At 71.0% G+C, this 24,422-nt stretch carries 23 protein-coding genes; 14 read left to right on the forward strand and 9 right to left on the reverse strand.

What is annotated here, in order from left to right; all coding sequences use genetic code 11:
* Positions 1-100 precede the first annotated feature (100 nt).
* From G3576_RS12575 to G3576_RS12605, 7 genes are all read left to right on the forward strand, one after another.
* Complete coding sequence (locus tag G3576_RS12575; protein WP_164694744.1) at positions 101-1,033, forward strand: ketopantoate reductase family protein; 933 nt, start codon at positions 101-103, stop codon at positions 1,031-1,033.
* Positions 1,030-1,431 (forward strand): VOC family protein, encoded by a 402-nt coding sequence (locus tag G3576_RS12580; RefSeq protein WP_207622792.1) that lies wholly within the window; start codon positions 1,030-1,032, stop codon positions 1,429-1,431. Before G3576_RS12575 ends, G3576_RS12580 begins: the two co-directional genes overlap by 4 nt.
* Before the next feature lie 9 nt (positions 1,432-1,440).
* Positions 1,441-2,334: a dioxygenase family protein gene (locus G3576_RS12585; RefSeq protein WP_164694745.1), complete on the forward strand. Its 894-nt coding sequence runs from the start codon at positions 1,441-1,443 to the stop codon at positions 2,332-2,334.
* A 142-nt stretch (positions 2,335-2,476) separates the two neighbouring features.
* A complete protein-coding gene (locus G3576_RS12590; protein ID WP_164694746.1) occupies positions 2,477-2,944 on the forward strand; it encodes a MaoC family dehydratase in 468 nt (155 codons plus the stop codon).
* Positions 2,944-4,158 carry a CaiB/BaiF CoA transferase family protein gene (locus G3576_RS12595; protein WP_164694747.1) on the forward strand — a complete coding sequence of 405 codons (1,215 nt, stop codon included), beginning with the start codon at positions 2,944-2,946 and terminating at the stop codon, positions 4,156-4,158. The genes G3576_RS12590 and G3576_RS12595 overlap by 1 nt, the downstream gene beginning before the upstream one ends.
* A 37-nt stretch (positions 4,159-4,195) precedes the next feature.
* Positions 4,196-5,164 (forward strand): Bug family tripartite tricarboxylate transporter substrate binding protein, encoded by a 969-nt coding sequence (locus G3576_RS12600; protein WP_235951836.1) that lies wholly within the window; start codon positions 4,196-4,198, stop codon positions 5,162-5,164.
* Between the two features lie 31 nt (positions 5,165-5,195).
* Positions 5,196-6,173, forward strand: a complete 978-nt coding sequence (locus tag G3576_RS12605; protein ID WP_164694749.1) for a Bug family tripartite tricarboxylate transporter substrate binding protein — start codon at positions 5,196-5,198, stop codon at positions 6,171-6,173.
* Between the two features lie 63 nt (positions 6,174-6,236).
* Here G3576_RS12605 and gyrB read toward each other — a convergent pair whose 3' ends face one another.
* The 8 genes from gyrB to G3576_RS12645 form a co-directional block, all read right to left on the reverse strand.
* A complete protein-coding gene (gyrB, locus tag G3576_RS12610) occupies positions 6,237-8,711 on the reverse strand; it encodes a DNA topoisomerase (ATP-hydrolyzing) subunit B (protein WP_164694750.1) in 2,475 nt (824 codons plus the stop codon).
* A gap of 89 nt (positions 8,712-8,800) precedes the next feature.
* A complete protein-coding gene (gene recF / locus G3576_RS12615; RefSeq protein ID WP_235951838.1) occupies positions 8,801-9,925 on the reverse strand; it encodes a DNA replication/repair protein RecF in 1,125 nt (374 codons plus the stop codon).
* A gap of 143 nt (positions 9,926-10,068) precedes the next feature.
* On the reverse strand, positions 10,069-12,093 hold the full coding sequence (locus tag G3576_RS32570) for a sensor histidine kinase (RefSeq protein ID WP_164694751.1): 2,025 nt from the start codon (positions 12,091-12,093) through the stop codon (positions 10,069-10,071).
* Between the two features lie 173 nt (positions 12,094-12,266).
* A complete protein-coding gene (locus G3576_RS12625; protein ID WP_164694752.1) occupies positions 12,267-12,512 on the reverse strand; it encodes a hypothetical protein in 246 nt (81 codons plus the stop codon).
* Between the two features lie 91 nt (positions 12,513-12,603).
* Positions 12,604-13,224: a TetR/AcrR family transcriptional regulator gene (locus G3576_RS12630; protein WP_164694753.1), complete on the reverse strand. Its 621-nt coding sequence runs from the start codon at positions 13,222-13,224 to the stop codon at positions 12,604-12,606.
* Position 13,225: 1 nt separating this feature from the next.
* Positions 13,226-14,521 (reverse strand): phenylacetate--CoA ligase PaaK, encoded by a 1,296-nt coding sequence (paaK, locus tag G3576_RS12635; RefSeq protein ID WP_164694754.1) that lies wholly within the window; start codon positions 14,519-14,521, stop codon positions 13,226-13,228.
* Positions 14,511-14,951: a hydroxyphenylacetyl-CoA thioesterase PaaI gene (gene paaI / locus G3576_RS12640; RefSeq protein ID WP_164694755.1), complete on the reverse strand. Its 441-nt coding sequence runs from the start codon at positions 14,949-14,951 to the stop codon at positions 14,511-14,513. Before paaI ends, paaK begins: the two co-directional genes overlap by 11 nt.
* Positions 14,948-15,745, reverse strand: a complete 798-nt coding sequence (locus G3576_RS12645) for an enoyl-CoA hydratase-related protein (RefSeq protein WP_164694756.1) — start codon at positions 15,743-15,745, stop codon at positions 14,948-14,950. Before G3576_RS12645 ends, paaI begins: the two co-directional genes overlap by 4 nt.
* A 137-nt stretch (positions 15,746-15,882) precedes the next feature.
* Between G3576_RS12645 and paaN the strand changes: the two genes are divergently transcribed.
* The 7 genes from paaN to G3576_RS12680 all read left to right on the forward strand — a co-directional run bounded on the left by paaN (position 15,883) and on the right by G3576_RS12680 (position 22,707).
* Positions 15,883-17,526, forward strand: a complete 1,644-nt coding sequence (gene paaN, locus G3576_RS12650; protein WP_164694757.1) for a phenylacetic acid degradation protein PaaN — start codon at positions 15,883-15,885, stop codon at positions 17,524-17,526.
* A gap of 33 nt (positions 17,527-17,559) precedes the next feature.
* Positions 17,560-18,726: an ABC transporter substrate-binding protein gene (locus tag G3576_RS12655; RefSeq protein ID WP_164694758.1), complete on the forward strand. Its 1,167-nt coding sequence runs from the start codon at positions 17,560-17,562 to the stop codon at positions 18,724-18,726.
* Positions 18,727-18,850: 124 nt separating this feature from the next.
* Positions 18,851-19,723 (forward strand): branched-chain amino acid ABC transporter permease, encoded by an 873-nt coding sequence (locus G3576_RS12660; protein ID WP_164694759.1) that lies wholly within the window; start codon positions 18,851-18,853, stop codon positions 19,721-19,723.
* The gene (locus G3576_RS12665) at positions 19,723-20,655 is read left to right on the forward strand and encodes a branched-chain amino acid ABC transporter permease (RefSeq protein WP_164694760.1); all 933 of its coding nucleotides are present in this window, start codon (positions 19,723-19,725) and stop codon (positions 20,653-20,655) included. Before G3576_RS12660 ends, G3576_RS12665 begins: the two co-directional genes overlap by 1 nt.
* Entirely contained in the window at positions 20,652-21,440 is a 789-nt protein-coding gene (locus G3576_RS12670; protein WP_164694761.1) for an ABC transporter ATP-binding protein, read from the forward strand. The genes G3576_RS12665 and G3576_RS12670 overlap by 4 nt, the downstream gene beginning before the upstream one ends.
* Position 21,441: 1 nt before the next feature.
* Positions 21,442-22,134 (forward strand): ABC transporter ATP-binding protein, encoded by a 693-nt coding sequence (locus G3576_RS12675; RefSeq protein ID WP_456237345.1) that lies wholly within the window; start codon positions 21,442-21,444, stop codon positions 22,132-22,134.
* Between the two features lie 30 nt (positions 22,135-22,164).
* Positions 22,165-22,707: a putative glycolipid-binding domain-containing protein gene (locus G3576_RS12680; protein WP_164694763.1), complete on the forward strand. Its 543-nt coding sequence runs from the start codon at positions 22,165-22,167 to the stop codon at positions 22,705-22,707.
* Positions 22,708-22,785: 78 nt separating this feature from the next.
* Here the strand turns inward: G3576_RS12680 and G3576_RS12685 are convergent, their stop codons facing one another.
* Complete coding sequence (locus tag G3576_RS12685; protein WP_164694764.1) at positions 22,786-24,405, reverse strand: peptide chain release factor 3; 1,620 nt, start codon at positions 24,403-24,405, stop codon at positions 22,786-22,788.
* Between the last annotated feature and the right edge of the window lie 17 nt (positions 24,406-24,422).

Consider the following 24,422-nt stretch of genomic DNA (forward strand, 5'->3'; position numbering starts at 1 on the left):
GATCTCATGTCCGATACCGCATGGCGATAATGAAGGGCCCTCGGCAAGGTCCGGCCATGGGCATCCGGGGCAGGATTCCGGATTGCGGAAGGAGTCGGCGTTGAAGATCTGCATCCTGGGCGCTGGCGCACTCGGCTCGACGATCGGCGGCGTGCTGGCCGAAGCCGGGGCCGAGGTGACGCTCGTGAACCGCCGTGCCGATCATGTCGAGGCCATCGCGCGGCATGGCCTGAGGCTGCTGGAAGGCGATGCCGAGCGCGGCGTCCGCGTGCGCGCCTGCCTGACCACGGCGGAGGTCGGCGCCGTGGACCTCGTCGTCATCCTCGTGAAGTCGTCGCAGACCGCCGAGGCCGCCGCCGCGTGCCGCCCGCTGCTCGGCCCGGGGACTGTCGTGCTGTCGCTGCAGAACGGCCTCGGCCATGAGGAGATCCTGGCCACCGCCATCGGGCGCGAAAGGCTCGTCGCCGGCAAGACCTATGTGGGCGGCGTGGTCCTCGGCCCGGGCCGCGTGCGCATCGGCGTCCGCGGGAAGGAGACCATCATCGGCGAGATGGACGGCACCAGGACGGCGCGCGTCGGGGCCATCGCCGACACCTTCCGCCAGGCAGGCCTGGCGACGCAGGTCAGCGACGACATCGTCGCCACCATCTGGGACAAGCTGCTGGTCAATGTCGCGACCGGCGCGCTCAGCGGCATCACCGGCCTGCCCTATGGCCGCCTCTACGCCGTCGCGGAGATCGAGCGCTGCGCCATCGACGCCGTCGCGGAAGCCATGGCCGTCGCGCGCGCCGCGGGCGTCAGCCTCGCCACCTGGGAGCCTCGCCAGGCCTGGCTGAAGGCGGCGGAGGGTCTTCCCCCGGAATTCCGCACCTCCATGCTGCAGAGCCTGGAGCGGGGCGCGCCGACGGAGATCGACTTCATCAACGGCGCCGTGGTCCGCTGGGGCGAGCGCCACGGCGTGCCGACGCCGGTCAACAGCGCCCTCGTCGCCTGCATCAAGGGCATCGAGCGGCGGCTTGCGGAGGCCGCATGAGGGAGCAGGACGCCATGGGGGCAACACGGGCCTATGTCGAGCATGTCGCGATCCGCGTTCGCGACATCGACTGGCACCGCCGTTTCTTCGCGGAGGTCTTCGGCATGACGATCCGCGACGTGGATGGCGACCCTGCGGCACCGCGCCAGCTCTGGACGCTGGGCGGCATCCAGCTGATCGCGGATCCGGAGGCACCGGACACCGATGGCCGCTTCGCGCATCTCGGCGTCATGGCCGATGATGCCGAAGCCGCGATCCAGGCCGCGGCGGCGCGTGGCGTGCGCGGCGGGGCGAAGGGGCGCCACTGGCTCGAACTGCCGGATGGCCTGGTTGTCGAGGTGTTGCAGGCCGGCCAGGGCGCCGTCGCCGCGGCGCTGGCCGTGAACCCGCGCGGCTGAGGCGCCACGATGATCGCGGCGCGGCCGGAGGACGTCACGGCGGCGGCGCTCGCCGTCATGGAGCGCACGACGGATCCGCGCCTTCGCGAGATCATGACGATCCTCGTTCGCCACCTGCATGCCTTCGTGGTGGAGGCGCGGTTGACGGAGGATGAGTTCCGGGCAGCCACGGCGATCATCAACGAGATCGGCCAGCGCAGCACGGCCACCCACAACGAAGCGGTCCTCATGGCCGGCTCGCTCGGCGTCTCCGCCCTGGTCTGCCTGTTGAACAACGGCGATGGCGGCCGCGCGCCGACATCCCAGAACCTGCTCGGCCCGTTCTGGCGCCTGGGATCGCCGCGCATCGAGCCGGGTGGCAGCCTCCTCCGCTCCGAGACGCCCGGCCCCGCGCTCTTCGCCGAGATCACCATCCTCGACCCGGCAGGGCAGCCCGTTGAAGGTGCGGAGGTCGATATCTGGCATGCCTCCCCCGTCGGCTTCTACGAGAACCAGGACGCCGCGCAGGCGGAGATGAACCTGCGCGGCAAGTTCACCACCGACGCCGCGGGCCGCATCGCCTTCCGCAGCGTCCGGCCGGCGGGCTACCCGATCCCGACAGACGGCGTCGTCGGCCGTCTGCTCGCGGCACAGGGCCGGCACCCCTATCGGCCTGCCCATATCCATGCCCTCGTCTTCAAGCCCGGCTTCAAGACGCTGACGGCGCAGATCTACGACGCCGACGATCCGCATCTGGAAACCGATGTGCAGTTCGGCGTCACGCGGCCGCTCGTGGCCCGCCTGGTCGCGCATGACGAGCCGCATCCGGAGGCGCCGGATGCCGGGACGCCCTGGTTCTCGCTGCGTCACAGGCTGACGATCGAGCCCGGCGAGGCAAGGCTGCCGCGGCCACCCATCAAGTAGCCGGCCGCTGGCCGGAAGGGCCGGCGCGCCGCAGGCGGTCCACGCCCGGCATTATTGCGCCCCGCAATCCGGCCATGTCGTCCATTGCATGGCCCCGCTTCCGACCGGCGCGGATAGTGCGCCGCGCTGGAGGAAGGACGCCATGAGCCGGGAACTCTACTGGGACGACGTCAAGGTCGGCGATGAATGCGTCAGCCCGCCCTACACGATCGGCGAGGATCACATCATGACCTACGCCAACTTCACCGGCGACTTCACGCCGGTGCACACGGACGAAGCCTATGCGCGCACCACGCCCTTCGGCACGCGCGTGGCGCATGGCCTGCTCGGCCTGTCCATCGCCGATGGCCTCAAGACGCAATCGGATCTGCGCTTCCTGCCGGGCATGTCGCTCGGCTGGACCTGGGACTTCGTCGCGCCCATCAAGATCGGTGACACGGTGCGGTGCCGCTTCCGCGTGGGCTCCATGCGGCCCACGAAGAAGCCGGGCTGGGGAATCGTCGTCCTGCCCTCCGAACTCATCAACCAGCGCGACGAGGTGGTGCAGCGCGGCGAGCATCGTCTGATGATCCCGCGCCGTCCCGCGGCCGCCGAAGGGAGCGCCGCCTGATGCCGGCCCAGCCGCCGCCCCTGCAGGGCATCCGCGTCGTCGACTATTCGCATTTCCTCGCCGGCCCCTTCATGTCCCGGGCGCTGTCGGCGCTCGGCGCCGACGTCATCAAGGTCGAGCGGCCGAAGGCCGGCGATGCCGGCCGCGCGCATCCGATCTTCGTGCAGGGACAGAGCGGCTATTTCCTGCAGCAGAACATGGGCAAGCGCGGGCTGTGCCTGAACCTGAAGGATCCGCGCGGCCTCGACCTCATGCGCCGGCTGGTCGGCACGGCCGATGTGTTCGTCGAGAACTACCGCCCCGGCACGCTCGACAAGCTCGGCCTCGGCTATGCCGCGCTGTCCGAACTCAACCCGCGCCTCATCTACTGCTCGGTCTCCGCCTTCGGCCATACCGGTCCCGATTCGTCGAAGCCCGGCTTCGGGCTGATCGCGGAAGCGCGCAGCGGCGCGATGGCGCAGCTCGGCTCGCCCGGGGAACCCCCGCCGCTGTTCCGCATGCCACTGGCCGACATGTACACCGGCGCGCACGGCATCGCCGCGATCTGCGCCGCGCTGGTCGGCCGCGCCAATACCGGGCGCGGGCAGCATATCGACATGGCGCTGCTCGACTGCATGGTGTCGATGCACGACTTCGCCGTGCAGCGCTACACGCTCTCCGGCGGCACGGAGATCCCCGTCCAGACCGGCCATGACCAGCCGGAATCGACGGTCTATGGCGTGTTCGAGGCGCGCGACGGCTACCTCGTCATCGCAGCCCAGGTGGATGACGCCTGGGTGCGTCTCGCGCGACTGATCGGCGGCGAGGAACTGGCGGCGGATCGCCGCTTCCTCGACCCTGCCTCGCGCAATGCGAACCGCCTGGCGGCGCTGGAGTACGTCCGCAACTGGACGATGGCCCAGCCCTCCCGCGCCGCCTGCATCGCGGCGCTGGATGCGGTGGATGTCCCCTGCGCCGCCATCCAGCGCATCGATGAGGTCCTTGCCGATCCGCAGGTGCAGGCCCGCGGCATGGTGATCGAGCAGGACCACCCGGTGCTCGGCCGCATCCGCCTGCCGAACCTGCCCTTCCGCTTCTCCGACAGTGACACGACCCCGCGCTGCCCGGCCCCCTCTCTCGGCCAGCACAACGCGGAGATCGCGACCTCGCTCGGCTTCACGGCGGAGGAGGTGGCGGCGATGGCGCGCGATGGGGTGCTCTACGCGGCGCCATAGGGCGCTGCCGATCAACGAGAAACCAATGGAGGGAACGATGAAGAAACGCACTCTGGTCCAGGCCGCGATCGGCCTGCTCTCGATGACGGCGGTCGCCGCCGCGCAACCGGCCTGGCCGACCCGCACCGTGACGCTGGTCGTGCCCTGGGCCCCGGGCGGGTCGCAGGACGCGCTGGGACGCGTGATCGCGGCGCCCCTCTCCGCGGAACTCGGCCAGCAGGTCGTGGTGGACAACCGCGCCGGCGCCACCGGCACGATCGGCAGCGCAACCGTCGCCCGCGCGCGGCCGGATGGCTACACGCTGCTGATGGGCTCCACCAGCACCTACGCCATGGCGCCGCACCTGGTGCAGGTGCCCTACGACAATGACCGCGCCTTCGCCCCCGTCGGGCACATCGCGGCCATGCCGATCCTGATGCTCGTCCCGGCCGCGCTGCCGGTGCGCGACGTCGCGGGCTTCATCGCCCTGGCGCGCCAGCCCAATGCACGCCTTTCCTACGCCTCCTCCGGCACCGGCAGCTCGACGCATCTCGCGACGGAGATGTTCCTGCAGATGGCGGGGATCGAGGTGCCGGACGTCGCCTATCGCGGCGGCGGGCCCGCCGTGCAGGGCATGCTGACCGGCGAGACGCAGATGACCTTCCAGACCGCCGCCACGGTGCTCGGCCTGATGCGCTCCGGCGATTTGCGCGCGCTGGCCGTCGCGACGCGGGACCGCATTCCCTTCACGCCGGACCTGCCGACCTTCGCCGAGGCCGGCTTCCCGAATTTCGAGGTGGTCGAGAACATCGCCCTGCTCGCCCCCGCCGGCACGCCCGCGCCGATCCTCTCCCGGCTGAACCAGGCCATGGAACGCGTCATGGCCACCGCCGAGGTCCGGCAGCGGCTGAACGACCTCGCGATCATTCCCGGCGTGCGCTCTCCCGATGCCTTCACGCCCGCCGCCGCGGCGGAAAGCGCGACATGGCGAGAGCTGATCAGGGCGCGAAACATCCGCGTGCAGTGACGGCAAGACACGCAACAGGGAGGACATCACCATGATCACCCGGCGCGGCTTCGCCGCCGCGACGCTCGGCCTCGGCATGGCACCCGCCATCCGGCCCGCCGCGGCGCAGGAAGCCTATCCCTCGCGCCCCGTCACCGTCGTGGTCCCCTGGGGGCCTGGCGGGTCGACCGACACCTTCGCGCGCATCCTGGCCGCTCGGCTGGCGACCGATCTCGGGCAGGCCTTCCCGGTGGACAACCGCTTCGGCGCGAATGGCACCATCGGCTTCAACTCGGTCGCGCGCGCCAGGCCGGATGGCCACACGGTGCTGGTCGGCACCATCAGCACCTATGCGATGGCGCCGCACCTGTTCCAGCTGCCCTACGACAACGAACGCGCCTTCGCCGGAATCGGCATGCTGGCGCAGATGCCGATCTTCCTGCTCGTCTCCGGCCGCTCCCCGCACCGGACGCTGGCGGAGTACGTGGCCGCCGCGAAGCGCAGCCCGGGGCGCGAGACCTACGCGAATTCGGGCGCCGGCTCCTCCACGCATCTGGCCACGGAGCTGTTCCTGAAGCAGGCCGGCATCGAGGTGACGGAGGTGGGCTACCGCGGCGGCGCGCCGGCCTTCCAGGCCGTCCTGGCGGGCGAGACGGGCATGCTCTTCGCGCCGAGCTCGGCGGTGATGGGATTCATCCGCTCCGGCGAGCTGCGCGCGCTCGGCGTGGCAAGCCGCGCGCGCACCGCGCTCGCCCCCGACGTACCGACCATCGCCGAAGGTGGGGTGCAGGGTGTCGAGGTGCTGGAGGATCTCGCGCTGCTCGCGCCCGCCGGGACGCCGGCGCCGATCCTGTCGCGGCTCAACCGCGCCAGCGCCGCCGCCCTCGCGGCGCCAGAGGTGCGGGAGCGCCTGACCTCCCTCGCCGTGACCCCCAACGTCCAGCCGCCCGAGGCATGGCCGGAGTACCTCGCCGCGGAGAACGCCAAGTGGCGCGACGTCATCCGCAGCCGCAACATCACCGTCCAGTAGCGGCGCCAAGGGGCAGGACGCGGCAAGGCGTCCTGCCCCCCTGCCGAAGGACCTTGCGCGCCCTCACACGTCGAGGTTCGCGACCTTCAGCGCATTCCCCACGATGAATTCGCGGCGCGGCTCCACCACGTCGCCCATCAGCGTGGAGAAGACCTGCTCCGCATCCTCCACATCCTCGACGCGCACGCGCAGCAGCGTCCGCACCGCGGGGTCGAGCGTGGTCTTCCAGAGCTGGTCGGGGTTCATCTCGCCGAGGCCCTTGAAGCGCTGGATCGTCAGGCCGCGGCGGCCCTGGGCGAAGATGCGCTCGAAGGCCAGCAGCGGGCCGTGCTGCGCGCTCTCCGGCCCCTCGAAGGACACCATCACGGGCCCCGCGGCATAGTCGCGGGCGAAGACGTCGCGACGCTCATCCAGCCAGCGCGCCTCGGCACTGCGCAGCGCCACGGCGTCCAGCACATGGCGCTCCGTCACGCCGCGCACCGTGCGATACAGCGTCAGCGCACCATCCGCCGTCGCCTTCCAGCCCCGCTCATTCTCCGGCGCCAGCGCGTCCAGCCGCTGCGCCAGCAGCGCCGCGCCCGCCAGCGCCCGATCGCCATCCAGCGTCAGCGCGCCCGCCACCGCCGCCTGCTCCACGATGCCCGCCGGCACCTGCGTCGCCAGCCGCCGGATGCGCGCCGCCACCTGGCGCAGCCGCTCGACCTCCTCCGCCAGTTCCTCGCCCCGCAGCTCCCGCCCATCCGCGAAGCGGATCTTCGCGCCGTTCAGCGCCTTCTCCAGCAGGAAGTCCTCCAGCGCCCGGTCGTCCTTCAGGTAGCGCTCGTCATTGCCGCGCTTGGCGCGATAGAGCGGCGGCTGAGCGATGTAGAGGTGCCCGCGCTCGATCAGCGCCGGCATCTGGCGGAAGAAGAAGGTCAGCAGCAGCGTGCGGATATGGCTGCCGTCCACGTCGGCGTCCGTCATGATGACGATGCGGTGGTAGCGCAGCTTGTCGGCGGAGAAGCCGCCCTTCTCCTCCGGCCCCGGCCCGATCCCGGTGCCGAGCGCCGTGATCAGCGTGCCGATCTCCGCGCTGGACAGCATCTTGTCCATCCGCGCGCGCTCGACATTCAGGATCTTGCCCTTCAGCGGCAGGATCGCCTGGAAGCGCCGATCGCGCCCCTGCTTGGCGGAGCCACCCGCGCTGTCACCCTCGACGATGAAGATCTCCGACTTCGCCGGATCCTTCTCCTGGCAATCCGCCAGCTTGCCCGGCAGCGTGGAGATATCCAGCGCGTTCTTGCGCCCCACCTTGTCCCGCGCCAGCTGCGCCGCCTTTCGCGCGGCGGCGGACAGCACCACCTGCTCGATGACGAGCTTCGCTTCCTTCGGATGCGTCTCGAACCAGTGGGACAGCGCGTCGGCGACCGCCATGTGCACCACCGGCTGCACCTCGGACGACACCAGCTTGTCCTTGGTCTGGGAGCTGAACTTGGGGTCCGGCACCTTCACGGAGATGACCGCGGTCAGGCCCTCCCGCATGTCGTCGCCGATCAGCTCCACCTTCTCCTTCTTCGCGAGGTCCTCGGCATATTTCATCACCACGCGCGTCAGCGCCTGGCGGAAACCCGCCTGGTGCGTGCCGCCGTCGCGCTGCGGGATGTTGTTGGTGTAGCAGAGCGCCACCTCGTGCGGGGACGTGTTCCACCACATCGCCAGCTCGACGCGGATGCCCTCCGTCGCCTTGCTCACCAGGCTGATCGGCGGCTTGAAGACGGGTTCCTTGCTGCGGTCCAGCCATTCGACGAAGGCGACGAGACCGCCCTTGAACTCGAAGGCCACTTCCTGCGCGGGGACGTGCCGGTCGTCCTTCAGCGTGATCTTAAGCCCGGAATTCAGGAAGGCCAGCTCCCGCAGGCGCCGCTCCAGGATCGCGAATTCGTATTCGGTCTTGGTGAAGGTGCCGGAGGAGGGCTTGAAGGTCACCTCCGTCCCGTGCCCGTGGTCGGAGGGGCCGACGATGCGCAGCGGCTGCACCGTGTCGCCATGCTCGAAGCGGATGAAATGCTCCTTGCCGTCCCGCCAGATGCGGACTTCCATCCATTCCGACAGCGCGTTCACGACGGCGGCGCCCACGCCGTGCAGGCCGCCCGAGACCTTGTAGCTGTTCTGGTTGAACTTGCCGCCGGCATGAAGGCGGGTCAGCACCACCTCGGCGGCGGAGACGCCTTCCTCCGGATGGATGTCGACGGGAATGCCGCGCCCGTCATCGGTGACGGTGACGCTGCCATCGCCGTTCAGCACCACATGGCAGCTGGTGGCGAAGCCGGCCTGCGCCTCGTCCACCGCATTGTCGATGATCTCGAAGGCCATGTGGTGCAGGCCGGAGCCGTCATCGGTATCGCCGATATACATGCCCGGCCGCTTGCGCACGGCTTCCAGGCCCCGCAGCACGGTGATGGAGGCACTGTCATAGGCGTCCGCCCCCGGATTGGCTCCGCCAGCGGGAGTGCCGCCATTCGGGTTCGGGTCGTTGGCGCGCGCATCGGCGTCGGACATGCCGGCGGTGGCTCCTGGAAATCGGCTTGGAAACCCGCCCAGTATAGGCTTTCAGGCAGGTTTCGGCACGGGGTGATTCAGAACCGCAATCAAGGTCCTTGAAGCCCTTCGGGCGTCGCCCGGAACGTCTCGGCGATGCCCTGGAGCGGGGCGAAGATATCCGGCTCCGTCCCGGTCAGGAAGACCTGGGCCGGCAGCCCGGCGAGCGCGGCGTAGAGCGCCTCCCGCCGCCCCTGGTCCAGATGGGCGGCCACCTCGTCCAGCAGCAGCAGCGGCGCGAAGCCCCGGGCCGCGCCGATCAGCGCGGCATGGGCCAGCACGGTGGAAACCAGCAGCGCCTTCTGCTCCCCGGTCGAGCACAGCTCCGCCGGCTGGCCCTTGGGAAGGTGCACCAGCGTCATGTCCGTCCGGTGGGCGCCGGCCTGGGCACCGCCCGCCGCCGCATCCCGCCCGCGCCCGGCCGCCAGCTCGGCCCGCAGCCGGTCCTCCACCGCCAGCGCCGGCGCCGCCTCCAGCGCCGCGGCGATGGGGCAGACCAGCTCGATCCGGGCCGCGGGGAAGGCGCCGGTCGCCGTGCCGGCCGCCAGCAGGGCGTTCAACCTTCCGGCCAGCGCCCGGCGGGCCGCGACGGCCGCCACGGCGTGGCGGGCCATCGCATCCTCCAGCGCCGCCAGCCAGGCGGCATCCCGCCGCCCCTCCGCCAGCAGGCGGTTGCGGCCGCTCATCGCCGTGTCATGCGCCGCCACTTCCCGCGCATGGCCCGGTTCCAGCGCCCAGACCAGCCGGTCCAGGAAGCGCCGCCGGCCGCTCGCCCCATCCTGGAACAGCCGGTCCATCTGCGGCGTCAGCCAGACCGCGCCCGCACGCCGCGCCAGCTCCGCCTGGCTTTTCGCGGGCTCCCCATCCAGCGTGTATTTCCGGCGCGCCGCGGCATCGCCGGCTTCCGCGGTGGTGCCGGTGCCGATCTCGGCCGGGCCATCCGGCCCGTCGAAGGCGCCCCAGGCCACCCAGGGCAGGGCCGTGCCGCCGGGCGGGCGGCGGCCGATCTCGCTGGCCCGTGCCCCCCGCAGCCCCCGCCCCGGGCCGAGCAGGCTGATCGCCTCCAGCAGGTTCGTCTTGCCGACGCCGTTCGGCCCCGCGATGGCGACGATCCGCCCCTCGAAGCGCGCATCGAAGGCGGGGTAGGACCGGAAATCGTTGAGCCGCAGCCGCAACAGTCGCAGCGTCGGCGTCCCGCCGCCACCCGGCAGGGCAGGATCCGGCCGCGAAGGTTCCAATGCGTCAGGAGGGGCGGCCAGGGGACCTGTTCCGGTGCAGGGGCACGACCCCCGCGATTAGGGCGAACGAAGCCGGAACGTCAAGAAGCGCCCGCCGGACCCGTCGCCGGCGCGCCCTCCTCGGCCAGCGGGATGGCGATGTCGCATTCCAGCCCGCCCGCGCCCCAGCGCTTTTCCATCCGCCCGCCGAGCTGGAAGCGGATGGTCTGCTCGATCACGCGGGACCCGAAGCCCTTCCGCGCCGGCTCCCCCGCCAGGGTCGGGCCGCCGCTCTCGCGCCAGGACAGATGCACCCAGCCCGCATCCAGGCACCAGGCGATCCGGAGCCGCCCGCCCGGTGCCGAGAGGGCGCCATACTTCACCGCATTGGTCGCGAGTTCATGCACCGCCATGGCCAGCGCCTGCACGGTGCGGACCGGCAGGGGCACCGCAGGGCCGGCCAGGGTCACCGCCGATTCTCCCGTGCCGTCGCCGGCCCTGTCCGGCGCGGCGGCCTGGAAGGCGCGCAGCTCCGCCTCCAGCAGCGCCTGCAGGTCGCCTGCCCGCCACTGGCTTTCCGCCAGCATGCTCTGCGCCCGCGCCAGCGCGGCGACGCGGCCTTCCACGGCGCGGACATAGCTGGCGTAGTCCGGCGCCTTGGTCAGCCGGAGCGCCGCCTGCACCACCGCCAGGGTGTTCTTGGCGCGATGCGTCACCTCGAAGGCCAGAAGCGCGGTGCGCTCCTCCGCCTCCCGCCGCTGCGTCACATCCATCGCCACGCCGGACAGGCGGCCCGGCAGCGAGAGGCCGGAGGGCGGCGCCGGGCCGAAGCCGGGCGCGGCCTCCCCCCGCAGCATCACCCAGCGCTGCCCGCCATCCGGCAGGCGCACGCGGTATTCCGCCGCCAGCCGCCCGCCATCCCGCGCCAGGCGCCGCAACTCCGTCCGCGCCGCCTCCCGGTCCTCGGGGTGCAGGGCGGCCAGCAGGGCCTCCTCATCCAGGGCGGCATCGGGCGGCAGGCCGAGCAGCGCCCGCAGCCCACCCGCCTCCGTGACCGTGCCATCGGCCGCCATCTCGAAGGACAGGATCCCGGCCGCATCCTGCGCCCGCTTCAGATTGCCCTCGCTGGTGCGCAGCGCGCCCTGCAGCGCCAGGTTGGCGTCCTCCAGCGCCTTGTTCGCCACCTCCAGCCGGCGCTGGTGCTGGCGTTCCCGCAGGCTCAGCAGCAGCAGCGCCAGGGTGGCGGGCACGCCGAACAGCAGGTGGTTCGCCATGGTGGCGCGCCATTCCGCCACCACCGCATCCCTCGGCCGGCTGGCCACCGCGAAGGCGGGGAAGCCATCCAGCTTCCGCACGGCGCGGATCCACTCCCCTTCATGGAGCAGGGCCTGGCCGGTGGGGGTGGCCGCCGCGGCCAGCGCCGGCTCCGCCAGGCCCTGGGGGGCGGCGGTGGCGGTGCTGGCCAGCAGCTGGCCGTCATCCCGCAGCAGCGCCAGCGCATCCCCCTCCCGCCGCAGCAGGCGCCGCATCGCCGGCTGCAGCCGGTGCGGATAGACGGAGAGATTGACCGCGCCATCGAAGGCATCCGGCGGCAGCCCGTTCGCCGTGCCGCTGCGCCGGCGGCTGATGGCGAAGAAGGGCACGCCATCGAAGCGGGAGACATAGACCTGGCTGATGTGGAAGCGCGGCGGATTGTCGGCGCGGAGCGCCACGAAGAAGTCGCGGTCCGCCGCCGTCGGCCGGTCCCGCGGCACGGGAAACAGGTTCGCCGCCAGCAGCGCCGTGCCGGTGCGGTCGATCACATAGGCCGCTTCCGCCTCCGGCACATCGGGAATGAGGTCCGCCAGCTGCCGGTGCAGCGACGGCTCCCGCGCCGTGATCTGTTCGTCGGAAAGGCCGCGCGTCAGGTCGTTCACCCGCCCGGCGCTGACCACATAGCCCGCGAGCACCCGCGTGCCGAATTCGGCGCCGCTATCGGCGGTCTGCCGCAGCGCCGCCTCGGCCTCCGCCAGCGTGTTGCGCCAGGCATGCACGCCGCCGCCGACCAGAAGGATGAAGGGCAGCAGCAGCGCCGCCGCCGGCAGCAGCCAGGTGGAACTGGCGCGGCCAGGGCGCCGGCCTGTCACCGGTGCCGCCGTTCCACTCCGAAAAGCCGCCGCTGTCATCCCGGCCCCGGCGCCTGCCAACCGCCCGTCTCTCCCGCCACCTGTGATGGGTCGCGCACCCTCTCCCGTCCGCGCCAGGCGCGCAATCGCGCGCGCCGCGCGATCCCGTCACAGGAGGGTGACAGCAATCACCGTCAGCCGGAAGGAACTTCCTGGCGACGCTTCACGATCCGAAGCGCCTCCCGCAGCACCTCCTCCGTGATCCCGTGCTTGCCATAGGCCTCCCGCGCCTCATCCAGCGTCATGCCAAGGGCCGGGCGCAGGATGAGACGACCCTTGACGGCCTCTACCTCGACATGAGAACATGGTCCTAACGTCGCACGCAGGTCCTTTCTCAGGGTAATCTGGCTCTGCGGCGATATCTTCAGCAGGACGCGCATCCACCAAGCCTCCGCCACCCGATGCCCCGCGCGGAATGCGACTAAAGGTGCATAAGTGGCATAAACGGCTTAAAGGATAATATTCCTAAAATCAAGCCGAATCAAGGGCCGGCCCCAGGATGCGCGCGGCCGGGCCGCCGCCCTCGGCGATCAGCGCCGCCACCATGCGGGCATAGTCCTCCCGGCTCAGCGGCCCGCGGTCGCGGTGCCAGAGGTGGTGCCAGTTCAGCATGGCGAAGAAGCTCATGGTCAGCGGCTTCAGCAGCCGGCGGTCCTCCGCCAGCGTCGGATGGAGGTCCGCGATGATGGCCGCCGCCTCCGCCACCAGGGCGCGTTCCAGGGACCGCAGCGCCTCCTGCTGCGCGGGCGCCAGCAGCGTCAGGCAGGTGATCTGCACGCGATGCACCGCATCCGCGTCGCGATAGGCATCGAGCAGCAGGAAGGCCAGCGTCTCCAGCCGCGCCCGCGGCGTGGTGCCGACCGCGCCGCGCGCGATCTCCACCAGCTGCTGCAGATGCTGCGCCAGCACGTCGAACAGCAGCGCGGCCTTGTCCGTCCAGTAGTGATAGACGAGGGTCTTGGACACGTCGCAGGCCTTGGCGAGCATCGCGAGCGAGGCGCGATCGTAGCCATGGGTGGCGAAGAGCTCCGCCGCCTGCTTCAGGATCGCCTGTCGCTTCTCCTCATGGTCCGCGGCCCTGGGGCGCGCCATCTCAGCGGGGCCTCCGGTCCAGCACGCGCTTCGCCTTGCCGAGGCTGCGCTCGATAGCGCCGGCGTCGCGCACCTCGATCGCGGCGGTCACGCCGATGATCGCCTTGACGTAGTGCGCCAGCGTCCGCGCGGCCTGGTCTCGTTCATCGGGCGTGGCGCCGGGCTCGGCCTCCACCGCGATGGTCATGGCGTCCATGGGGCCGTCGCGCGTCAGGATCAGCTGGTAGTGGGGTGCCAGGTCCGGCACGCGGAGGATCTGTTCCTCCACCTGGGAGGGAAACAGGTTCACGCCGCGCAGGATGATCATGTCGTCGCTGCGGCCGGTGATCTTCTGCATGCGGCGGAAGGCCGGGCGTGCCGTGCCGGGCATCAGGCGCGTCAGGTCCCGCGTGCGGTAGCGGATGATGGGCATGGCCTGCTTGGTCAGGCTGGTGAAGACCAGCTCGCCCGGCTCCCCTTCCGGCACCGGCTCGCCGGTCTCGGGATCGACGACCTCGGGGTAGAAGTGGTCCTCCCAGATATGGGGCCCGTCCTTCGTCTCCACGCATTCATTGGCGACGCCGGGGCCGATGACTTCCGACAGGCCGTAGATGTCGACGGCCTGGATGCCGAAGGCTTCCTCGATCTGCGCGCGCATCGCTTCCGTCCAGGGCTCCGCGCCGAAGATGCCGATCTTCAGCGACGTCCCGCGCGGATCCTTCCCCTGCCGCCGGAACTCGTCGAGCAGCGCCAGCATGTAGGAGGGCGTGACCATGATGATGTCCGGCCGGAAATCCTCGATGAGCTGGACCTGGCGTTCCGTCATGCCGCCGGACATGGGCACCACGGCGCAGCCCAGCGCCTCCGCCCCGTAATGCGCGCCGAGGCCCCCGGTGAACAACCCGTAGCCATAGGCGATATGCACCATCATGCCGGGCCGCCCGCCGCTGGCGCGGATGGATCGCGCCATCACCTGGGCCCACATGGCGACGTCGTCCGCGGTATAGCCGACGACGGTCGGCTTGCCCGTGGTGCCGGAGGAAGCGTGGATGCGCGCCAGCTTCTCCCGCGGCACGGCGAACATGCCGAAGGGGTAGTTGTCCCGAAGATCGGCCTTGGTGGTGAAGGGAAAGCGTCGCAGATCCTCCAGCCTGTGCAGGTCATCCGGCGTCACGCCCGCGCTGTCGAAGGCGCGGCGGTAATGCGGGACCTTGTCATAGGCGAGGCGCAGCGTCGCCTGCAGCCGTTCCAGCTGCAGCGCGCGCAGCGCCTCGATCGACAGGCGCTCGCCGTCATCGAGCAGATCGTCATGCGCCATGATTCGTCTCCTCCACGAGGTGGCCATCAATGATGCGGGAGAGGCCGCGGAAGACGGCGATGGCGCGGCCCTGCTGGTCCGTCACCGTGACATCGGTGATGCCGCTCCGCCCGGCCGCCTGCACCTGCACGGCATGGGCCGTCAGCACATCATCCAGCGTCGCGGGGCGCAGATAGGTGATGGTGTTGGACTGCGCGACGGCGCGGCGGTTGAAGCTGTTGCAGGCGAAGGCGAAGGCACTGTCGGCCAGGGCGAAGATGAAGCCGCCATGCGCGATGCCGTGCCCGTTCACCATGCGGGGCTCGATGCGCATGGTCAACGTGGCCTCCCCGGGGGCGATGCGCGTGATCGCCATGCCGAGCCCGGCCGAGGCCTGGTCGTCGGCCCACATGGCGCGGGCGCAGGCCTCCGCGATCTGCTGCGGCGTCATTCCGGCGCACCCTGGAAGCGGGCGGGGCGCTTCTGCTGGAAGGCGGCCACGCCCTCCGCGTAATCCGCGCTGCGGCCGAGGCCGCGCTGCACCTCGGCCTCCAGCGCCAGCTGCTGTTCGAGCGTATTGCCCTCCGCCGCATCCAGCACGCGCTTGGTCGCGGCCAGTGCCTCGGCCGGCAGGCGCGCGAGCTTCGCGCAGACCGATTCCGCTTCCGCCATCAGCGAGGATGCCGGCACCGCGCGATGGATGAGGCCCATCGACGCGGCCTCCGCCCCGCTGATCGTGTCGCCCAGCATCGCCAGCGCCCGCGCCCGCGCGGGGCCGACGAGGCGCGGCAGCATCCAGGTCGCGCCGCTGTCCGGGATCAGGCCGATACGGATGAAAGCCTGGGAGAACTTCGCATCCTCCGCCGCCAGCGTGATGTCGCAGGCCAGCGCGATGGAGGCGCCCGCGCCCGCCGCCACGCCCTGCACCGCGCAGACCACCGGCTTCGGCAGCCCGCGCAGCGCCGTCACCAGCGCGTTCCAGCCGCGATCCAGCACCGCGCCGAGATCGACGTCGGGGTCCGTCAGCCCCGGCTCCGCCAGATCCTGCCCCGCGCAGAAGCCGCGCCCGGCGCCCGCCAGCAGCACGACGCGGCAGGCGGGATCGGCGCCCGCCTCCGCCAACGCCTGCCGCAGCGCCGCCTGCAGCGCGGCATCGAAGGCGTTGAGTCGCTGCGGGCGATTGAGCGTCAGCACGCGCACCCCGTCCCGCTGCTCCACCAGCAGCACCGGCGCCGTCTCGGACATGCAGCCCTCCCCATTTCTTGCTTGACGGGAGGGTCGGAAATAGGCTTTTATGCCTATCATCACCTCCCTATTGACTGAACGCGCGTTCAGCTTATTCTCGCCGCAACGACCAAGTCAAACGGGGAGGCTCCAGCGTCATGGTGGAGTTCGCGGCGCGTCATCAGGCCCTGCTGGACCAGGCGATCGCCGCCGCGCGGAGCCGCGCGCATTTCTCCGCCTATCCGGAGGCCCCGTCGGGCAAGATCTATGGCGAGAGCGCCAAGGCCGATGCGGAAGCCGCCTTCGCCGCGCTGCTCGGAAAGCCCTTCGAGGCAGGCGAGACGCTGGTCGGCGATGAACGCTCGCCCTTCGGCCCCGCCCTCGGCATCACCTATCCCGCCGCCGCGCCCGCCACACTGGTCGCGCGCGCCGAGTCCGCCTCGCCCGCCTGGGCGGCGGCCGATCCCGCCACCCGCGCCGGCGTGCTGCTGGAAATCCTGCACCGGCTGAACCGCGACAGCTTCCTGATGGCGAATGCGGTGATGCACACCACCGGCCAGGCCTTCGTCATGGCCTTCCAGGCCGGCGGCCCGCATGCGCAGGATCGCGGCCTGGAAGCCGTGGCCTATGCCATGGAGGAACTGTCCCGCGTCCCCACCACCGCCGCCTGGCACAAGCCCGCCGGGCGTGACGTGCTGCGCATGGACAAGCGCTTCGCCGCCGTACCGCGCGGCATCGGGCTCGTCATCGGCTGCGCCACCTTCCCGACCTGGAACGGCTATCCTGGGATCTTCGCGAGCCTCGCCACCGGCAATGCCGTCATCGTCAAGCCGCACCCCGCCGCCATCCTGCCCCTCGCGCTGACGGTCCGCACCGCCCGCGCCGTGCTGGCCGAAGCGGGTTTTCCCGCCGACATCGTGCAGCTCGCTCCCGACACGCCGGAAGCGCCGATCGCCGAGCAGCTCGCGACGCATCCCGCCATCGGCATCGTCGACTTCACCGGCGGCCCCGCCTTCGGCGCCCGCCTCCGCAGCCTGCTCGCCGGCCGCAAGCCCCTGCACACGGAGGAAGCCGGCATCAACCCCGTGGTGCTGCATTCCACCGCCGATTTCGCCGGCCTCTGCCGCAACCTCGCCTTCTCGCTCGCCCTCTACAGCGGCCAGATGTGCACCGCGCCCCAGAACATTTTTCTCAGCTCCACCGGCATGACGACCGATGAAGGCCCAAAATCCTTCGACGAGGTCGGCGCCGCCATCGTCGCCGCGCTGGACGACCTGCTCTCCGACCCCGCCCGCGCCGCCGGCGTGCTCGGCGCCATCCAGAATCCCGCGACGCTGGCGCGCATCGCCGCCGCACGGCGCCTCGGCCGCGTGCTGCGCGACAGCGCGCCGCTGCCCGGCGAGGCCCGTACCGCCACGCCCCTGCTCGTGGAAGTGCTGGCCGATGCCGAGGAAGCCTGGGGCGAGGAACGCTTCGGCCCCATCGCCTTCCTCATCCGCTGCCCCGATGCCGACACCGCGCTGCGCCTGGCCGCCACCTCCACCAAGGCCCGCGGCGCCATCACCGCGCTGGTGCACAGCACCGACGACGCCTTCCTCGCCCGCGCGGAGGGCGCCTTCGCCAAGGCCGGCGTCGCGCTCTCGGAAAACCTGACCGGCGGCGTCTTCGTCAACCAATCCGCCGCCTTCAGCGACTACCACGTCTCCGGCGCCAACCCCGCCGGGACCTCCTGCCTCACCGACGCCGCCTTCGTCGCCAACCGCTTCCACATCGCGATGGTGCGCCGGCCAGCCGCTGCCTGACCAACGAACAACAACATCCAAGGGAGTGTCCGCATGTCACTGGGAACGCTGCTGCGCCGGGGCGTGATCGCCGCCGGCGCCCTGCTCCTCGCCACCCCCGTCATGGCGCAGCGCGCGCCGGAGCCGATCCGCATCGGCGCCGTGCTCTCCGTCACCGGCCCCGCCAGCTTCCTCGGCGATCCCGAGGACAAGACGCTCCGCCTCTACGTCAACCGCATCAACCAGGCCGGCGGCGTGAATGGCCGGCCCTTGCAGCTCATCGTCTATGACGATGCCGGCGACGCCAACCGTGCCCGCACCTTCGCCACCCGCCTGGTGGAGGATGACCGCGTCGTCGCCATGGTCGGCGGCACCACCACCGGCACGACGCTCGCCATGCGCCCGGTCTTCGAGGATGCGCGCATCCCCTTCATCTCGCTGGCCGGCGGCATCGAGATCATCGACCCCGTCCAGCCCTTCACCTTCAAGACCCCCCACACCGACCGCATGGCCTGCGAGAAGATCTTCGCCGATATTCGCGCGCGCGGCCTGACGCGGGTCGGCATGATCTCCGGCACCGACGGCTTCGGGCAGTCCATGCGCGGGCAATGCGTGCGCGTGGCGGGTGCCGCCGGCATCACCATCGTGGCGGAGGAAAGCTACGGCCCGCGCGACAGCGACATGACGCCGCAGCTCACGCGGCTGCGCAACGCCACCGGCATCGAGGCCGTGGTGAATCCCGGCTTCGGCCAGGGCCCCGCCATCGTGACGCGCGGCTACCACCAGCTCGGCATCCGCCTGCCTCTGTATCAGTCCCACGGCGTCGCCAGCCGGGAGTTCATCAACCTGGCGACGCCGGCGGCGGCCGAGGGCGTGCGCCTGCCTGCCGCGGCCCTGCTCATCGCCGAACAGCTGCCCGCCAACGATCCGCAGCGCCAGGTGGTGCTGGACTACAAGGCGGCCTTCGAGCGTGAGTTCAACCAGCCCGTCTCCACCTTCGGCGGCCATGCCTATGACGGCCTCATGATCCTGGTGGAGGCGATGCGCCGCGCCAACAGCACGGATGGCACACGCCTGCGCGACGCCATCCGCGCCACCCGCGGCTTCGTCGGCACCGGCGGCATCGTCAACATGAGCGCCACCGACCATATGGGCCTCGACCTCTCCGCCTTCCGCATGGTCGAGATCCGCAACGGCGACTGGGTGCTGTTGGGGAACTGATCATGCCCTCAGACGCCGGGCGCGCGCTCCGCGCGCTTGGCTTCGCCGCATAGGCGGCGGGCCGCATTCGCGGCCTCGGCATGCGAGAAGTATCGCATGCCGCCTTGTGGGAGCACCGGAGACGATGCCCGAACTGCTGCAATTCCTCGTCTCCGGCCTCACCGTCGGCGCGGTCTATGCGCTGGTGGCGCTGGGCTTCACGCTGATCCACAACGCCTCCGATGTCGTGAACTTCGCGCAGGGCGAATTCGTTATGCTGGGCGGCATGGTCACGGTCTTCGCCGCCGCCGCGGGCCTCGCCTTGCCGCTCGCGGCGCTGCTGGCCATCGCGGTCGCGGTGCTGGTCGGACTCGCGCTGCATCGCCTGGCGATCGAGCCCGCGCGCGGCGCCTCCGCCGTCACGCTCATCATCATCACCATCGGCGCCAGCATCTTCCTGCGCGGCGTCGCGCAGATCGTCTTCGACAAGCGCTTCCATCAGCTCCCCGGCTTCTCCGGCAATGACCCGATCATGGTGCTGGGCGCCGCCATCCTGCCGCAGAGCTTCTGGGTGCTCGGCGGCGCGCTGCTGGTCTTCGCGGGGCTCTTCCTGTTCCTGGAGCGCACGCTGATGGGCAAGGCGGTGCTGGCGACCGCCGCCAACCGCCTGGCGGCGCGGCTCGTCGGCGTCGATACAAGCTGCGTGCTCGCCCTCTCCTTCGGCCTTTCGGCCGCCATCGGCGCCTTCGCGGGCATCCTCATCACCCCCATCACCCTCACCTCCTTCGATGTCGGCACGCTGCTGGCGCTGAAGGGCTTCGCCGCCGCCATGCTGGGCGGCATGGGCAGCCCGCTCGGCGCCGTGGTCGGGGGCCTGCTGCTGGGGCTGCTGGAGGCACTCGGCGCCGGCTACGTCTCCTCCGCCTACAAGGATGCCGTCGCCTTCCTGGTGATCCTCGCGGTCCTCTTCGCCATGCCCCAGGGCCTCTTCGGCCATCGCGGCGTGGAGCGCGTGTGATGAACGCTCGCTGGGCCACGCTGCTGATCCTCGCGGCGGTCATCGCCGTCATCCCCTGGTTCTTCCCCTCCGGCTACTACTTCCGCGTGGCGGCCCTGGTCTGGGTCACGGCGCTGGGCGCGGTGGGGTTGCAGGTGCTGATGGGCCAGGCGGGGCAGGTCAGCCTCGGCCATGCCGGCTTCGTCGGCATCGGCGCCTATGCCATGGCACTCGGCCCCAAATATCTCGGCCTGCCCGTGCTGGCCTGCCTGCCGCTTGGCGCCGCCCTCGCCGGCCTCATCGCCTTCCTGGTCGGCCGGCCGATCCTCCGCCTCAAGGGCCATTATCTCGCGGTCGCCACGCTCGGCTTCGGCATCCTCGTCGCCATGGTGCTCGTCAGCGAGATCGCGGTGACCGGCGGCCCCGATGGCATCCGCATCCCCCGTCCCGAGATCTTCGGCTGGCGCCCGCGCGGCGGCGAGGCCTGGTACTGGATCAATGGCGCCGCGCTGCTCATCGGCGTCTGGCTGGCACTCAACCTCCAGCACAGCCCCTCCGGCCGCGCCCTCGCCGCGCTGCATGACAGCGAGGTCGCGGCGCGCACCATCGGCATCGACGTCGCCCGCCACAAGCTGCGCGCCTTCGTCATCGCCGCCGTCTATGGCGCGGTGGCGGGCGGGCTGATGGCCATGATGAACGGCTTCGTCACCCCCGATGCCGCGGGTTTTCTCCAGTCCGTCGAATACGTGACGATGGTCGTCATCGGTGGCCTCGCCTCCGTCCCCGGCGCCGTCGTCGGCGCCGCTTTGCTGGTCCTGCTGCCGCAGGCGCTGACCGTCTTCCATGACTATGAACACGCGGTGCTCGGCCTGCTCATCATGCTGTTCATGATCTTTCTCCGGGTGGGCATCGTCCCCGGCCTCGCCTCCCTGCTGCGGCGGCGGTCGGCATGAGCAACGTCCTGCTATCCGCCGAAAACATCGGCATCGGCTTCGGCGGGCTGCGCGCGCTGGATGGCGTGGGGTTCGAGGCGCGGGCGGGCGAGGTGCTGGCCATCATCGGCCCGAACGGCGCGGGCAAGACCACGCTGTTCAACATCGTCTCCGGCCTCTACCGCGCCGATGCCGGCCGCGTGGTGCTGGCGGGGCAGGAGGTGACGCAGGCGCCGCCGCACCGCCTGGCCGCGCTCGGCCTCTCCCGCACCTTCCAGAACCTGCAAATCTTCTTCCGCATGACGGCGGCCGAGAACGTCATGGCCGGGCGGCATCTGCGCGAAGCCTCCTCCCTGCTGGCCGATTTGCTGCGCCTGCCCGCGGCCCGCCGCGCCAACCGCGCCTCCCGTGACGCGGCGCTGGCGCTGCTGGCGGAGGTCGGCCTGGCCGAGCATGCCGACCGCCCCGCGGGATCGCTGCCTTATGGCGCGCTGAAGCGGCTCGAGATCGCGCGCGCGCTGGCGACCGAACCGCGCGTGCTGCTGCTGGACGAGCCCGCGGCCGGCTGCAACCCGGTGGAGACGGCGGAGATCGACCACCTCATCGCCGCCATCGCCGCGCGCGGCGTCGCCGTGGTGCTGATCGAGCACGACATGAAGATGGTCATGCGCATCAGCCGCCAGGTGGTGGTGCTGAACCAGGGAAGGCTGCTCGCCGCCGGCACGCCGGCGGAGGTGCGCAACAACCCCGACGTCATCGCCGCCTATCTCGGCCTGCATGGCGCGAAGGAAGCCGCGCTTGCTTGACGTGGCCGACCTCCATTCCGCCTATGGCCGCATCCTGGCGTTGAAGGGCATCACGCTCCGCGTCGAGACCGGCGAGATCACCGCGCTGGTCGGCGGCAATGGCGCGGGCAAGACGACGCTGCTGCGCTGCCTGTCGGGCGTGCAGCCCGTGAAGTCCGGCCGCATCAAGTTCCATGGGGACGACATCACCGCCTGGTCGGCCCATGCCCGCGTCGCCGCCGGCATCGCGCAATCGCCGGAGGGCCGCCAGGTCTTCGGCCCCCTGACCGTGGAGGACAATCTCCGCCTCGGCGCCTTCCGCCGTGGCCGTGCGGAGACCGAGGCCGGGCTCGACCGCGTCTATGGCATGTTCGACATCCTGAAGCAGAAGCGCCACCTCCAGGCCGCGGGGCTCTCGGGCGGGCAGCAGCAGATGCTGGCGATCGGCCGCGCGCTGATGTCGCAACCGCGCCTGCTGCTGCTGGACGAGCCCTCCATGGGCCTGGCGCCGCTGCTGGTCGACCAGATCCTGGCCGCCGTGGTGGCGCTGAAGGCGCAGGGCGTCACGGTGCTGCTGGTGGAGCAGAATGCCGCGGCCGCGCTGTCCATTGCCGATCGCGGTTATGTCATCGAGACAGGGCGCATCGCCCATGCGGGAACGGGGCTGGCGCTGCTGCATGATCCCGCCGTAAGGGAAGCCTATCTCGGCGTGTGACCGCGCCTTCCCCGGCACAGGATGACACTCATGGCAAAGCACTACCGCTGGCGGGAAGCCGCCGGCGAGGGCGTGCAGCACCTCGTGCTGGATCGCAGCCCGGGCCAGATCAGCGCGGAGGGGATGATCGTCGCGGGTGGCGAGGCGCCCTTCGCCGCGCGTTTCCGCCTGCTGATGGACAGCCGCTGGCGCACGCGCCGGCTTTCCGTCGCGGTGCTGGGCAACCCCGCGGTGCTGGTGCTGCTGGCCGATGGCAAGGGCGGCTGGACGGATGCGGAGGGGAACGACCTCCCGGACCTCGCCGGTGTGCAGGATGTGGACCTCAGCGCCACGCCCTTCACCAACACGCTGCCGATCCGCCGGCTGCGCACAGCGGTGGGCAAATCCGTCGACATCGACACGGCCTATGTGGACCTGCCGTCGATGGCCGTCAGCCGCGACGCGCAGCGCTACACGCGGCTGGAGGAGCGTCTGTGGCGCTACGAATCCCGCGACAGCGATTTCGTTCGTGACATCACCGTCGATGAGGACGGGTTGGTGCTGAGCTATCCGGGCCTGTTCGAGCGCCTCTGAGGCCAGCCCCGAAGCCTCGCGGTCCAGGGGCCCGAGGCCCCTGGCATGGGGGTGCGGGGGAACGGCGTTCCCCCGCGCTCACCGCACCATCGCGACCAACCCCGACTGTTCCCGCACCGCGTCGAAGCGGAGTTCCGGATACTCCTCCTCCGCCCGCTTGCGGCGCCAGTCCGATCCGAACAGGGCGACGTATTCGCCATCATGGTCCGCCGCCGTGTCGCCGCGGTTGCGCGTCGCCCAGCGCTCGATCGCCGCGCGGTCGCCGCTCGGCGAGGAGATCCACCGCATGGTGGACCAGCGCGTGGCGTCGAAGCCCGCGGGGACGGTGTATTCGACCTTGAGGCGGCTCTGCAGCACGTCCAGCTGCAGCTCCCCCACCACGCCGACGATGGGGGCGGAGCCGTCGAGGGGGCGGAAGATCTGCACCACCCCTTCCTCCGCCAGCTGATCGAGGGCGGTGCGCAGCTTCTTGGCCAGCATCGGGTCATCGAGCCGGACGTGGCGCAGGATTTCCGGCGCGAAGCTCGGCACACCGCGGAAGTTGATGTCCTCGCCCTCCGTCAGCGTGTCGCCGATGCGGAGCGTGCCGTGGTTGGCGATGCCGACGACGTCGCCCGGCCAGGCTTCCTCCGCCACCTGCCGTTCCTTCGCGAAGAAGAAGAGCGGCGCGTTGACCGGCACCTGCTTGCCGGTGCGGACCTGGCGGAGCCGCATGCCCTTGGTGAGCCGCCCGCTGCACAGCCGCACGAAGGCGACCCGGTCCCGGTGGTTCGGGTCCATGTTGGCCTGCACCTTGAAGACGAAGCCGGTCAGCTTGCCTTCCTCCGGCTCCACCGGCCGCGCATCGGCGGCGCGGGCGCCGGGCGGCGGCGCGTAGCGGGACATGCCGTCCAGCAGGTGGCCCACGCCGAAATCCCGCAGCGCGGAGCCGAAATAGACCGGCGTCAGCGTGCCCTGGCGGAAGGCCTCGAGGTCGAAGGGCTTCAGCCCCGCCTCGGCCAGCAGGATGTCCTCCGCCAGCTGGTTGGCGCGTTCCTCGCCCACCAGTTCGGCGATGCGCGGGTCGTCGGCGCCGGAGACGGCGATGCCCTCCTCCTCCGTCGCATCCACCGGCATCAGGCGCTTCGCCAGGATGTCGTAGGTGCCCCAGAAGGTGCTGGCGCGGCCGATCGGCCAGGCGACGGGGGCGGCATCCAAGGCGAGGGTCTGCTCGATCTCGTCGATCAGCTCGAAGGGGTCCCGCGCCTCCCGGTCCATCTTGTTGACGAAGGTGACGATCGGGATGTCGCGCAGGCGGCAGACCTCGAACAGCTTGCGGGTCTGGCTCTCGATGCCCTTGGCGGCGTCGAGGACCATCACGGCGGCATCGACCGCCGTCAGGGTCCGGTAGGTGTCCTCGCTGAAGTCTTCGTGGCCCGGCGTGTCGAGCAGGTTGAAGATGACGCCGCCCCGCTCGAAGGTCATGACGGAGGTCGCCACCGAGATGCCGCGGTCCTGCTCGATCTTCATCCAGTCCGACCGCGTGCGGCGCGCATTGCCCTTGGCGCGCACGGCGCCGGCCAGCTGGATGGCGCCGCCCTTCAGCAGCAGCTTCTCCGTCAGCGTGGTCTTGCCGGCGTCGGGGTGGGCGATGATCGCGAAGGTGCGGCGGCGCGCGGCTTCGCGCGCGACCGCCTCGAGGGCCGTGGTGTCACTCATGCGGGGCGCTATAGCCC

It is taken from the genome of Falsiroseomonas algicola, assembly GCF_011040385.1.
Lineage (GTDB): Bacteria > Pseudomonadota > Alphaproteobacteria > Acetobacterales > Acetobacteraceae > Falsiroseomonas > Falsiroseomonas algicola.

Coding starts and splice junctions, on each gene's coding strand:
- G3576_RS12655 (WP_164694758.1), top strand. CDS start 17,560: ATGTCACTGGGAACGCTGCTGCGCCGGGGCGTGATCGCCGCCGGCGCC.
- gyrB (WP_164694750.1), bottom strand. CDS start 8,711: ATGTCCGACGCCGATGCGCGCGCCAACGACCCGAACCCGAATGGCGGC.
- G3576_RS12580 (WP_207622792.1), top strand. CDS start 1,030: ATGAGGGAGCAGGACGCCATGGGGGCAACACGGGCCTATGTCGAGCAT.
- G3576_RS12605 (WP_164694749.1), top strand. CDS start 5,196: ATGATCACCCGGCGCGGCTTCGCCGCCGCGACGCTCGGCCTCGGCATG.
- G3576_RS12645 (WP_164694756.1), bottom strand. CDS start 15,745: ATGTCCGAGACGGCGCCGGTGCTGCTGGTGGAGCAGCGGGACGGGGTG.
- G3576_RS12670 (WP_164694761.1), top strand. CDS start 20,652: ATGAGCAACGTCCTGCTATCCGCCGAAAACATCGGCATCGGCTTCGGC.
- paaK (WP_164694754.1), bottom strand. CDS start 14,521: ATGGCGCATGACGATCTGCTCGATGACGGCGAGCGCCTGTCGATCGAG.
- paaI (WP_164694755.1), bottom strand. CDS start 14,951: ATGACGCCGCAGCAGATCGCGGAGGCCTGCGCCCGCGCCATGTGGGCC.
- G3576_RS12630 (WP_164694753.1), bottom strand. CDS start 13,224: ATGGCGCGCCCCAGGGCCGCGGACCATGAGGAGAAGCGACAGGCGATC.
- G3576_RS12600 (WP_235951836.1), top strand. CDS start 4,196: ATGAAGAAACGCACTCTGGTCCAGGCCGCGATCGGCCTGCTCTCGATG.
- G3576_RS12585 (WP_164694745.1), top strand. CDS start 1,441: ATGATCGCGGCGCGGCCGGAGGACGTCACGGCGGCGGCGCTCGCCGTC.
- paaN (WP_164694757.1), top strand. CDS start 15,883: ATGGTGGAGTTCGCGGCGCGTCATCAGGCCCTGCTGGACCAGGCGATC.
- G3576_RS12665 (WP_164694760.1), top strand. CDS start 19,723: ATGAACGCTCGCTGGGCCACGCTGCTGATCCTCGCGGCGGTCATCGCC.
- G3576_RS12680 (WP_164694763.1), top strand. CDS start 22,165: ATGGCAAAGCACTACCGCTGGCGGGAAGCCGCCGGCGAGGGCGTGCAG.
- G3576_RS12625 (WP_164694752.1), bottom strand. CDS start 12,512: ATGCGCGTCCTGCTGAAGATATCGCCGCAGAGCCAGATTACCCTGAGA.
- G3576_RS12595 (WP_164694747.1), top strand. CDS start 2,944: ATGCCGGCCCAGCCGCCGCCCCTGCAGGGCATCCGCGTCGTCGACTAT.
- G3576_RS12660 (WP_164694759.1), top strand. CDS start 18,851: ATGCCCGAACTGCTGCAATTCCTCGTCTCCGGCCTCACCGTCGGCGCG.
- G3576_RS12685 (WP_164694764.1), bottom strand. CDS start 24,405: ATGAGTGACACCACGGCCCTCGAGGCGGTCGCGCGCGAAGCCGCGCGC.
- G3576_RS12590 (WP_164694746.1), top strand. CDS start 2,477: ATGAGCCGGGAACTCTACTGGGACGACGTCAAGGTCGGCGATGAATGC.